This window comes from Desulfoprunum sp., from assembly GCF_053613775.1.
This window is the reverse complement of the sequence record NZ_JBSHXH010000003.1, coordinates 1-12718: the sequence shown is the minus strand read 5'-3', so window position 1 is coordinate 12718 and position 12718 is coordinate 1. Positions and strand designations below refer to the sequence as shown.

Sequence of the window (12718 nt, the reverse complement as noted above, 5' to 3'; positions counted from 1 at the left end):
CTCGTTATCGAGCCAAAGGCGACCGGGAGAAGGTCACACACTGGAGACCGTTATCTGTCGAAAACACAGGAAAGGAGACGCTGAGATGAAGGACATAAACGAGGTTCGATTTTCAGGCACGGTCATCAAGCAATTCTACCGGATTCGGCCCAGTTTTATTGTTTTCACGGTTCGATGTAACCGGGCGCAAATCGAGGTAGGGGCCTTTGATGCCCTGGCCGCCAAGACCCACCTGGAACGAGGAGATCGGGTTTATATCGTGGGCCGTGTGCAACCACTCCACCCCCCTGTCCCGAGAGCGGCAAGTTTCGATGTTGTCGCTCATGAGATTCACCGGCACGAGGGCACCGGGCAGCAAGAGGCGGCGGTACAGGCCGCACAGGCCCAGCAGTTCAAGGCGAAGCTGGCCGGCAATGTGGTGTGATCATGGCCGACCAAGACCAAGCAGTGAACTGGGCGCGCCGGGTATTCGGCTCAGAAGCCAAGGCGTACCAGTGGATGAAGACCAGACTTGAGGAGGTAGCGAAGAGATGATGAAATTGACCCCGAAGCAAGAAACCTTCTGCCTTGCGTACCTGGAGACAGGGAACGCTTCGGAGGCGTATCGGCAGAGCTACAACCCCCCAAAGATGTCCCCAAAAACCGTGAATGAGGCATCTTGCAGGCTCTTGGCGAATGGCAAGATAGCGGCAAGAATCAAAGAGATCCAGGACCGGATACTCAATGAACTGGTGTGGGAAAAGCAGCACTCTCTTCAGATCCTGGCCGGTATCGCCCGCGATGAATCAGCCAGGGCAACCGAACGGATCGCGGCCGTGAAAGAACTCAACGCAATGCACGGATACAATGCGCCGGCGAAGGTCACTCACCAGTTCACCGACCCCGCCGGCGAGCCAATTACCGGGATCAATATTACTGTCCGGGCCGTGGCACCTGGGGAGGTCAGAATCACAAACTCATGAATGACAATAGGATTCACCAGAATCACGATTTGCTGAGATCGATTGGCAGGCCCATCTTTAGCGAAAACAACATCTTAACGCCAGGAGAAGTCTTGCATGCCAATTATCAATAACCAAGCTCATTTTGACCTCACCTGAAAGTTATGGGCTCCAATCGGTTCAGAGAGCAAAGTCGAACCTCCCCTTCCCTTATTCATAACGAGCATCTCAATCGTGCATTCTCGATGGCACACGAAACGATATCGGTTTGAAATTCCTGTTACATCCTGATAGGGTGCGGAGTCATATTCATTTCTCGGCAATTCGAGTTGTTACAATGTGGCACCATACCTGCTTGAACGAGTTCTGATAGGTAGGGTCTGTTTTTTTATGACGAAATATTTTTGAGGTAGGACGTACAGTAAATGACCCAATCAACAAACAACCTGGCCGCCTACATCTGGTCCCTGGCCGATCTCCTCCGTGGCGACTTCAAGCAGAGTCAGTATGGGCGGGTGATCCTGCCCTTCACCCTGCTGCGGCGGCTGGAAGGAGTGCTGGCGGCGACCAAGCCGGCGGTGCTGACCGAATACCAGAGGATTCAGACGTTGAACCTGCCGGAGGAGGCCCAGGAGAAACTGTTGCTGCGGGCCACCGGCGATCTGAGGTTTTACAACCTCTCGAAGATGGATCTTGCCACCCTCGGCGAATCGGGCATCAAGGACAACCTGGAGTCGTATGTCCAGGGGTTCTCCAAGGATGCCCGGGAGATCTTCGAGTACTTCAATTTCACCGAGTTCATCGGCCAGCTCAATGACGCCAACCTCCTGTACAAGGTGGTGCAGAAGGTCCGGGCCACCGATCTCTCGCCCACGGCCATCTCCAACCATGAAATGGGGCTGGTATTCGAGGAGCTGATCCGGCGCTTCGCCGAGGGTTCCAACGAGACGGCGGGCGAGCACTTCACCCCGCGCGACATCGTCCGCCTGACCACCGCCCTGGTGTTCATGGAGGATGACGACGCCCTGACCACCCCCGGCATCATCCGCACCATCTACGACCCGACGGCGGGCACGGGCGGCTTCCTGTCCTCGGGCATGGAGTATGTCCACGAGCTCAACCCCCAGGCGGTCATGCGGGCCTACGGCCAGGAACTCAACCCCGAGAGCTACGCCATCTGCAAGGCGGACATGCTGATCAAGGGCCAGGAGGTCGGCAACATCAAATTCGGCAACACCCTGTCCGGCGACCAGCTCCATGGCCGGCATTTCGATTACATGCTCTCCAACCCGCCGTTCGGTGTCGACTGGAAGAAGATCGAGCAGGAGGTCCAGGACGAACATGCCCTCAAGGGCTACGCTGGCCGCTTCGGACCGGGGCTGCCCCGGGTCTCGGACGGCTCGCTGTTGTTCCTGTTGCACCTGATCAGCAAGATGAGCGAGGAAGGCTCCCGGATCGGCATCATCCTCAACGGCTCGCCCCTGTTTACCGGCAGCGCCGGCTCAGGCGAGTCGGAGATCCGCCGCTACATCCTGGAGGCCGACCTGCTGGAGGCCATCGTCGCCCTGCCCACCGACATGTTCTACAACACCGGCATCGCCACCTATGTCTGGGTGCTGTCCAACCGGAAGACCCTGGAACGCAAAGGCAAGGTACAGCTGATCAACGGGATCAACCTCTGCGGCAAGATGCGCAAGTCGCTCGGCGCCAAGCGCCATGTCATGGACGAGGACGATATCGCCACCATCACCCGGGCCTTCGGCGAGTTCAAGGTGATCGACGCCCGGGAGTTGGACAAGGCGCCGGTGCAGAAAAGCAACCGCGGCCGGCAGTCGGAAAACGGCAAGACCGAGCAGCCCAAGACCTTCAGCAGCAAGATCTTCAAGTCCCACGAGTTCGGCTACCGGCGAATCACCATCGAGCGGCCGTTGCGGGAGTCGTTTCAGTTCAGCGATGAACGAATCGCCGCCCTGCGTTTCGCCCCCAGGCCCCTGGACGCCCCGATGCGGTGGATCTATGCAGAGTACGGCCAGGACTGGACCGATGATACCTACGGCATGGTCCAGGAACATGCGGAGGCGATCCATAAGTATGTGAAGAAACACTGCAGCGGGTTGAAGGAAAAACAGGTCAAGGATCTGCTGAACCAAAAAACCTGGTTGGATCAGAAAGCGTTGCTGGCCAAGGCTCGGCAACTGCAGCAGGCCATCGGCAGCGACCGGCATGACGACATGAACGTCTTCGAGGATATGCTCCGGGCTACCGGGGTAAAGCTCGATACGAGTGAGAAGAAGCAGATCACCGCCGCGGTGAGCTGGAAGAATCCAGAAGCCGAGAAGGTCATCAAGAAGGTGCACAAGAAGGGCACCGCCGCCGACCCCATTTACGGCCTTTTCGCGGTGGACGGCAAGGTGGTCGAGTACCACAGCGACGGCGACCTGCGCGACCACGAGAACGTCGCCCTCGACCCGTCACGGCCGGTCAATGAAATGAACGAGGACTATTTCGCCCGCGAGGTGCTGCCCCATGTGCCCGAGGCCTGGATCGACGGCGGCAAACGCGATGGCAAGGACGGAGAGATCGGCATCGTCGGCTATGAGATCCCCTTCAACCGCCATTTCTATGTCTACCAACCGCCCCGGGACCTGGCCGAGATCGATGCCGACCTCGACAAGGTCAGCGCCGAGATCATGGCGCTGTTGCGGGAGGTGCATTCGTGATGACTGGGCGGTATCGAGCGTATCCGGAGTACAGGGATTCCGGTGTAGCTTGGATTAGTCATGTTCCAACCACCTGGAAGAGGGTTAGGTTGAAGTTTTTAGTGGCAGTCAATATGGGGCAGTCTCCATCTTCAGAAGACTGTAATCAAGATGGATTTGGACTACCATTTTTGCAAGGAAATGCAGAGTTTGGGAAATTATGGCCAATAGCGGTTAATTACTGCCATATCCCGAGGAAAATTGCAGATCCTGGTGATTTACTGTTGTCTGTCCGTGCACCTGTTGGAGCATTAAATATCGCAGATCAGGTTTATGGAATTGGCAGAGGACTTTGTTCACTAAGGGTGTTTGACATATTATCAAGATCCTATCTGTGGTGGCTGATACCGATCCTGAAAACTGAGTTGGATACAGTTTCTACAGGTAGCACATTTGAAGCTGTTAGTGTTGAGCAAGTACGTAATGTAGAAATTTACCTGCCTTGTTCAACTTCAGAACAGGAAACCATAGCTAAGTTCCTAGACTATGAAATAGCAAAAATCGATGCGCTGATCTCCAAGCAGCAACAGCTCATCGCCCTGCTTAAGGAAAAACGCCAGGCAGTGATCAGTCATGCCGTGACCAAAGGGTTAAATCCCGATGCCCCCATGAATGATTCCGGGATTGAGTGGCTGGGGGAGGTGCCTGCACATTGGGAGGCTCTAAAAATCCGTTACGTTGCTAAGCTCGAATCTGGTCACACACCCAGCCGAAGAGTTTCTGAATACTGGGAAAATTGTACTATCCCTTGGGTTACATTGACAGATGTCTGGCAACTGCGATCAGGGAAACAGATATATATTTCAATGACAAACGAGAAGGTTAGCCAGATAGGGCTTAATAATTCATCAGCTCGGTTACTACCAAGCGGTACGGTAATTCTGTCCCGAACCGCATCTGTGGGCTTCTGCGGTATCATGAAGGGTTGTATGGCTACAAGTCAAGATTTTGCAAACTGGATATGCCCGGAAAATAAGATATTGCCCGAGTATCTATATTTCTCTTTGCTTGCGATGAAGGGGGAGTTTCAGCGGTTGATGATGGGATCAACCCATAAAACCATTTACATGCCTGATATATCGGAACTGAAATGTGCATTGCCGCCGTTTGGCGAACAGAGAACTATCGTAGACAATTTACTGGACAGGATAGGGCATTTCGACATTGCTGAAGAGAAAGCAGACCAAGCCATTGCACTTTTAAAAGAACGCCGCACCGCCCTCATCTCCGCCGCCGTCACCGGCAAGATCGACGTCCGCGACTGGCAGCCTCCCCCCAGCAACCCCACCCCCAGCAAGGATACCCCATGACCTCCCATGGCGATGCCGCCAACGAGCTCACCTTCCACAACGATATCATCAATCAGCTGGTGGCCGGCGGCTGGCTGCTGGGAACCTCGGAGCGGTACAACCGTGAGCTCGCCCTCTACCCCGAGGATCTTCTCGGCTTCGTCAGGGACACCCAGGACGGCCAGTGGCGCAAATTCTGCCAGCTCCACCCGATCGATCCGGGAAAGGAGTTCCTGAAGCGGGTGGCAGTCCAGCTCGACAAGGCCGACCCCAATGCCGCCGATGCCAAGATGCGGACCTTCGGCACCCTCGGTGTCCTCCGCCATGATCTGCGGCATCGCAGTACCCGTTTCTCCCTCTGCCAGTTCCGGCCGGAGCACGACCTCAATCCCGAAACCCTGGCCCGCTATGCCAAAAACCGGCTGCGGGTGGTGCCGGAACTGGTCTACAGCCCCTGGGCCACTGCCGAGCAACTGGCCGAGACCGGCAGCAAATCCAGGGCCTGGCGCATCGACCTGGTGCTGTTCGTCAACGGCATCCCCGTCGCCACCCTGGAGCTGAAGTCGGAGTTCAAACAGGCGGTGCACAAGGCCATCAAACAGTACAAGACCACCCGGCTGCCGGTCGACCCGGCGACCAGGAAACCGGAACCGCTGCTGACCTTCAAACGGGGGGCCCTGGTCCATTTCGCCGTCAGCCAGTACGAGGTGTACATGACGACTCGGCTGGCCGGGGCTGACACCGTTTTCCTCCCCTTCAACAAGGGCACCCGGGACGGCGGCGCCGGCAACGACCCGTCCGCCGATGTCAACCGCTACGCCACCGACTATCTGTGGACCGAGGTGCTGGCCTCCGACAATCTGCTGACCATCCTTGGCCGCTACGTCCATCTGCAGATCGAGGACAAGGAGGACTGGGACGGGCGGAAGTACCGCAAGGAGACCATGATCTTTCCCCGCTATCACCAGTGGGACGCGGTCAATAAACTCATCGATGCGGCCCGCCGGGAAGGCCCCGGCCACCGGTATCTGATCCAGCACAGCGCCGGGTCGGGCAAGTCCAATTCCATCGCCTGGACGGCACACCAGCTGTCATCGATCTACGATGGGACCGGCCGGAAGCAATTCGACTCGGTGATCATCGTCACCGACCGCAATGTGCTCGATGCCCAACTGCAGGACACTATTTCCCAATTCGAGCAGGTGGACGGGGTGGTGGGCCGGATCAACACCAGGGAGGGGGACGGTTCCAAGTCGGAGAAGCTGGCGGCGGCGCTGACCCATGCTCAGCCGATCATCATCGTCACCATCCAGACCTTTCCCTTCGTGCTGCAAGCCATCGAGGATGATGTGGCCCTCAAGCAGCGGCGCTATGCCATCATCGCCGACGAGGCCCACTCGTCCCAGACCGGATCCACCGCCAGGAAGATGAAGGAGGTGCTGATGCTCGACACCAGGACGGATGACGAGGAGGAGCCGACCGCCGAGGACATCCTCGATGCAATGGTGGCCTCTCGTTGCGCCTCCACCAATCTCAGCTATTTCGCCTTTACCGCCACCCCCAAGACGAAGACTCTGGAGTTGTTTGGCCGTCTGCCGCACCCGGATCAGGCGCCGTCGAAAAAAAACAGGCCCGAGGCCTTTCACGTCTATTCCATGCGGCAGGCGATCGAAGAGGAATTCATCCTCGATGTGCTGAAAAACTACACCAATTACAAGGTGGCCTATAATTTGGCCCTGAAGATCCAGGCCTCCGATCCAGAGGTGGAGAGCAGGAAGGCCCGGGTGAAGTTGAACCAGTGGGTGCGGCTGCATGATTACAACATTGCTCAGAAGATCCAGGTGATCATCGAACATTTCCGCGACAATGTTATGGGGCTGTTGGGCGGGCAGGCCAAGGCCATGGTGGTGACCAGCGGACGCAAGGAGGCGGTGCGGTACAAACTGGGCTTCGAGAAGTATATCGCCGCCAGGGGATATCCCAATATCCATGCCCTGGTGGCCTTCTCCGGCGAGGTCGAGTTCAGCGACAATGACCCGAATGCCGAGGGGCTCCTGGGCCAAAAGTTCAGCGAGAGCGGGCTGAGCATGAACCCGGGGCTCAAGGGGCGAGATATGCGCAAGGCCTTCGACTGCGACGACTACCAGGTGATGATCGTCGCCAACAAGTTCCAGACCGGGTTCGATCAGCCGAAGCTGTGCGCGATGTATGTCGACAAGAAGCTCGGCGGCGTGGAGTGCGTCCAAACCCTGTCGCGACTCAACCGCACCTATCCCGGCAAGAAGGACAGCGGCACCTTTGTGCTCGACTTCTTCAATGAGCCGCAGGACATCCTTGAGGCCTTCCAGCCCTATTACCAGACGGCGGAGCTGGCCGATGTTTCCGATCCGGACCTGATCTTCGACCTGTACGACAAGCTGCGGGCGGCCGGCATCTTTCTGTGGCAGGAGGTGGAGCAGTTCTGCGCCGCCTATCTGATCAAGAGCAAGAGCAATGCCGCGATCGCCAATATCTGCAAACCGGCGGTGGACCGGTGGAAGGTGCGGTACAGGTCGGCCATCGAGGCCTATAAGGAGGCCAAGGTCATCTTCGAGCGCACCAGAAAGACCGGTGACGCGGTGCTGATCGCCAATGCCGACAGCAGTTTCAAGGCCTGCAGGAAGGAGAAGGATGGGCTGGAGATCTTCAAGAAGGACCTCGGCAGCTTTGTCCGATTGTATGAGTTCATGTCGCAGATCGTCGAGTACGACGACAGGAACCTGGAAAAGCTGTGCCTGTATGCCCGCAACCTCCGGCCGATGCTGCGGGAGGAACTGCTCGACGAGGACGGCATCGATCTGCAGGGGGTCGAGCTGAGCCACTACCGGCTGTCGAAGATCCACCAGCAGAGCCTGAAGCTGCAGGAGAACAGCCCTGATTTCCAGCTGGACCCGGGGGATGGGCTGGGCTCGGCCAAAGCCAAAGACAGGAAGGAGGAACTGATCTCGCAGATCATCCACCGGCTGAACGAGCTGTTCATCACCGATGAGCTGACGGACAACGACCTGGTCAACTATGCCTACACCATCCGCGATAAGGTGCGGGAGAATGCCACGGTGATGCTGCAGATCGCCAACAACTCACCGGAGCAGGCGATGCTCGGCGATTTCCCGAAGGCGGTCGACGATGCGGTGCTGGGCAGCCATGAAGCCCACCACAACCAGATGATGCAGCTGCTGTCGGACCCGAAGAAGGCGGCGGGGTTTGCCCGGGTGGTGTTTGATTTGTTGCAGTTAAACAATTGAAGATTAAAGGTGCGGTCGTCGCACCCGTAGTTGTTGGTTGAGCAACTTTCATTCATTATACGTGGATTCTATATTCTGCAAAATATCTTGTTAGGCAGATAAGACGATGAGACAAGAAGAAAAAGTAATAAGTGAATTCGCGAAAGAAATCGCAGAACGAATATCAAGAAAAACGATCGCTGCACTTCAAAAGGTAAAGGATATCCAATTAGGAGATGATTCAGGGTTAAAGAACGCATGGGATGAGATTTGTTTTCAAGTGCAATACGAAAAATCGTTTATTTGGGATGTGTATGATGAGACCGTGCGATCATTCGTTTTCGCATATATTGAAGAATTGAAAACTTATGAAAAGTCTGCTCTTTGGTTTCAAACAGATAACGGATGGGATTGGCTTTACGAAAACGAAGAAGAGCATGAACTTCCTCCAATTTTCGGGGAAGACATAGTGCAATATATTGTTCGAGAGTACGTATATTTTAAAGCGGGTGGTTGGGAAAATCACAGGCTCAGGGCCTTTTTTGAACATCTTAGATCATGATAATCGATGGAGACGAGCACTCGAAGAAGGCGGCGGGCGTTGCCCGGGTGGTGGATAACAGATAACAGAAGGAACGAAACTGTGAAAGTTGAAAAAGATCCATTAGCTCCAGTTAGCTTTATATCAATGTTTCGAACTGTGCTACAGGATTGGGAAGAAGAACGCCTTATCGATTCTTCGATGCCGTCAGCAATGAAAATGACCAAAGCGCTTTGGGGAAATTGCAATGGATGGTCTCCGTATTGTGATCTTTCATTAGTTGCACACGTAACTCCTGACAAAATTATTCATGCAATAAAAGGATATATTGGAGAATTTCACAATCGTGATGCCTGGCTTGTTATGGATGAATGGGTCAGGAAAATGGGAGTCACTGCAAAGTCACAATTTCCTGATATTTACGAGATCTTAGACACATTTGAGAGTGTTATCTATAATGATGCGCGGCCCGATCTGGATTATGATGATTAGTTAAATAATTGTTCGAAATTTATGACACCGGAAGTGAGAAGGTAGCCAGGCTGATCACGCAACGAGACCGGAGAACGAGAGGCGCGTCGTTATGAGGTGGTGTGTATGACATGGAAACCGCTGAAAGGCGAAGAACGGGCGAGGAAGTTGGAAGAGCTGAAGAGGGAATTTCCGGAACAGGCCGACCTGCTGGATAAATGGGAGCGGGAGGAAGGTCCGCCCGCGCCGCCGATGACGGCGAAGGAGTTCCAAGATATTCTAAGGAAACGGCGCAAGAGACAAGTGAAGGTAGAAGACTGGGCCAGTCTTGCCAATCCAGCATGTCGGGACATATTGGAATCTAACATCTCCCCTACAGAAAAAATAACTCGGCTTGTTGATATGTGGTTGAAGGAAAACCCGGACTTCGAGCTTGACGATGTTGACCTGTGGCACCCCTCCTACATCGCCCTTCATCGCGAAATGAATCCATGGCTTTTTGCTCAATGTGATAATGAGGCTGAATATGTTGGGTTATGGGCGCTGCTCCTGGCTGCCGCTAAAGAGTGGTTTCCAGATAAGGGTGCGACCAAGGCAGGTCGTTCATTTTGTTACTGTATTGAGGCAGCAGACTGTATCTCCTGGAATGGATGGGAACCAATCCAGCCTGTTCTTCAGGATTATCTCAATTGGCATTACGGAAATAAAGATTCATTCGACCAGGATCCTATTTCGATGACGGGATTTCCGAACAATGGGCACCAGGAAACAACCATGTTAACCGAGAAAGACGCCGCCCTCGCCTTCGCCAAGGCATGGAACAGGCTGGACTGTAGCGAGTTCATCCAATTGCTGGCGGAAGATGCTGTCTATGAATCCCAGTGGGTTTTCACCCCGCTGGAGGGCAAGGAGGATATTGCCGATTATCTCACTGGCAAGATGGAGACAATCCATGCATCCGGCAAGAGGGTCCGCGCCGAATTGTCCACTGCCAGATGTGGGAACGAGTACGGGAAAGCCTGTGTCGTGCTGCAGCAGTGCGAGAACCGGGACACCGATTCGGTGATGGTCTTCGAGGTGGACGGCGACAGGATCAGGAGGTGTGACCTATGTGCCCCGGAGTTCTTTAACCCAGAGCCGACAGGCATCTATCCTATTTGAATCGCTCTCGAGCCATGCCCTTGAAATGAAAGGCTGGTTCCGTTTGGTGTGAGGACAACCGAATGCGGTGGACTTTGGTGGGTTGCGGTAATACTGCTATTAAAGGTGTTGGCAGGTCTAATTTCCTTGTAAAGTGTTTACTCTTTCTGGTAGGAATTGTCGCAGGAGAAAAATTTACCTGTCATATCGAGCAGGTCACACTATTTTCTGTTCAACCCGGAATGTATTGTCATGTTTGATAAAAGCAGCATTATCCTTGGTTTTACAGGCTCAATCGGAAGCGGCAGCTCATACATCTCAAAAAATATGGCAGAGCTATCCGGCGGCAAATACAAATATTCCTACTTTAAGCTATCTGACGTTATCAGAAATGAACTGAGAGCAGAGGGGAAAGACGATCCGACCGTTGAAGAAATGCAGGATAAAGGAAATCTGTTGCGCAAGGAGCATGGCCAAGACAAGCTTGCCGCATCCCTCTTGGATAGCATTTATGAATCAGAAACTGAATATCACCATATAATTGTTGATGGCATCAAGAACGATGCCGAAGTGGCTTATTTTCGGAATTTTCCTAACTTTTACCTTTTTTCCGTGAACGCTGATCGTGAGATCAGGAGAAAGAGATCGGTAGGACCAAGCAAGCCCTTCAAAACCGATGAAGAGTTTTTGATAGCAGACAAAAAAGATGAAGAAGAAGATGATGTTTATGGGCAGCAAGTAAAAAAATGCAATTATCTTGCAGATATACTTGTTGTAAACGAGATGTACTTTGGCAACTCGGCGACACACGCTAGAGATAAGTGGATAATCGAATTACGACAGAGGTATGTGGAGTTAATTGAAAACAATGTGGCAGGCAAGATTTCCCCGCAGTCGTCTCCATCTGTAAACGAACTCTGCATGACGATGGCATATTCATTGAGCAAAAAATCGAGCTGTTTGAAACGCAAGGTTGGGGCTATCATCATCAATACCAATGATCTTTCAACAGCAAACGATGAAAAATATGTTGCTCAGACAATTCCACACGTCGTCGCATCAGGGTATAATGAAGTACCTGCTGGGTTAAAAAAATGCATTTTTAACGAGGAATACCAAAAGTGTTACAGAGACCATCTGCAGGAAGAGCACGCTAAGAAATTTAGTTTTTGCCCACATTGCGGAAGTGAGGTGAATTCTGCAATGGCTTGCCCTCATTGCGGGAAAACGTACCAGGAGCATATTAAATTTTGTGACAGCTGCCAGAAAGAAATAAAGGAGTCTTACGAGTGTAGTGGTTGTGGAACAAAGGTTTTTGAAGAGTTTCTACCCGGCAGCAAGAAAACTCCGGGAAAACTGCTCGATCTTTGCAGGGCACTTCACGGGGAAGAAATGGCTATTATACAGCTTTCAAAGAGTGGTGGAAAAGGGTCCGGAGAACTCGTGCTTTTTGTGACCACCCAACCATGCAACCTTTGCGCCAATAAAATTGTTACTGCTGGGATAAAGAAAGTTGTATACGCAGAACCATACGATATGGCCGAAGCCACAACCATACTGAAAAAAGGGAAAGTTGAACTGGAACGGTTTCAAGGAGTGAAAAGTTCAGCGTATTTCAAATTATACAATTAAAACGGAGGAGAAAATGAAGCGCCTGAGTGATGTCCCGGACAGAATTGTCCTGAATTCCTCATCGCGAACGAGTCAGCCAAAGACGCCTGGCCCAGTACAAAGAGATCAAATGAGGATTACGAATTTATCTAGCAAGGAGGTTCTGGATAAAATTCCACTGACGGTCTATACACAACGAGCGAAACGCTGACAGAGGCGTAATAATATCTAACTAGGTTCCTAGTTAGCCTCAAAAAAACAATAACCCCGCTGCTGGATTAATACCGGCAGCGGGGTTATTGTTTTCAAACCCTTCAAGTCTTAGCTATCCTCCAACCTCCAGTATGAAATTCTCCTTATCCCGCAACGCTGATCTGGACATCCCCGGCCACAGTCATTCGCCCAGGCCGTCACTACAGCGGCCAGAAACGTCGCCACGGGGCGAAAGACCCACAGCCATACCAAGGCATGGGCCGCGCCGTACCGACCGACCAGGGGGGCAGCCTGTTCAATCTATCATTGAGGGCCGGGGGCAGGAGGGCGGGGACAGGTAGAAAGGAGACAGCGGGTTATCCGCCAGGGGGGAGGATTGATCAGAATTTGCCTACAATATGCCTACAAGTTTTGAAAAACGAAACCCCAGCCACGATAACCTGTAGCTGGGGTTTTATGTAACTAGCTTTAATTACTAGTTTATTTTTTG

Annotated in this window: 9 protein-coding genes; all 9 read left to right on the top strand. The window is 53.2% G+C overall.

Features of this window, described 5'->3' with window-relative positions; all coding sequences use genetic code 11:
- The first annotated feature begins 85 nt into the window (after positions 1-85).
- The 9 genes from ACWGKN_RS02565 (at position 86) to ACWGKN_RS02525 (ending at position 12036) form a co-directional block, all read left to right on the top strand.
- The gene (locus tag ACWGKN_RS02565) at positions 86-424 is read left to right on the top strand and encodes a hypothetical protein (RefSeq protein ID WP_452094623.1); all 339 of its coding nucleotides are present in this window, start codon (positions 86-88) and stop codon (positions 422-424) included.
- Between the two features lie 106 nt (positions 425-530).
- Entirely contained in the window at positions 531-962 is a 432-nt protein-coding gene (locus tag ACWGKN_RS02560) for a terminase small subunit (RefSeq protein ID WP_452094622.1), read from the top strand.
- A gap of 404 nt (positions 963-1366) precedes the next feature.
- Entirely contained in the window at positions 1367-3661 is a 2295-nt protein-coding gene (locus tag ACWGKN_RS02555) for a type I restriction-modification system subunit M (protein WP_452094621.1), read from the top strand.
- Positions 3662-3750: 89 nt separating this feature from the next.
- The gene (locus tag ACWGKN_RS02550) at positions 3751-5010 is read left to right on the top strand and encodes a restriction endonuclease subunit S (protein ID WP_452094620.1); all 1260 of its coding nucleotides are present in this window, start codon (positions 3751-3753) and stop codon (positions 5008-5010) included.
- Complete coding sequence (locus tag ACWGKN_RS02545) at positions 5007-8273, top strand: type I restriction endonuclease subunit R (protein WP_452094619.1); 3267 nt, start codon at positions 5007-5009, stop codon at positions 8271-8273. Before ACWGKN_RS02550 ends, ACWGKN_RS02545 begins: the two co-directional genes overlap by 4 nt.
- A 106-nt stretch (positions 8274-8379) precedes the next feature.
- A complete protein-coding gene (locus ACWGKN_RS02540; RefSeq protein WP_452094618.1) occupies positions 8380-8814 on the top strand; it encodes a hypothetical protein in 435 nt (144 codons plus the stop codon).
- A gap of 81 nt (positions 8815-8895) precedes the next feature.
- Positions 8896-9285, top strand: a complete 390-nt coding sequence (locus tag ACWGKN_RS02535; RefSeq protein ID WP_452094617.1) for a hypothetical protein — start codon at positions 8896-8898, stop codon at positions 9283-9285.
- A 105-nt stretch (positions 9286-9390) separates the two neighbouring features.
- Positions 9391-10425 carry a nuclear transport factor 2 family protein gene (locus ACWGKN_RS02530; protein WP_452094616.1) on the top strand — a complete coding sequence of 345 codons (1035 nt, stop codon included), beginning with the start codon at positions 9391-9393 and terminating at the stop codon, positions 10423-10425.
- A gap of 231 nt (positions 10426-10656) precedes the next feature.
- Entirely contained in the window at positions 10657-12036 is a 1380-nt protein-coding gene (locus ACWGKN_RS02525) for a deaminase (RefSeq protein ID WP_452094615.1), read from the top strand.
- The last annotated feature ends 682 nt before the right edge of the window (positions 12037-12718 follow it).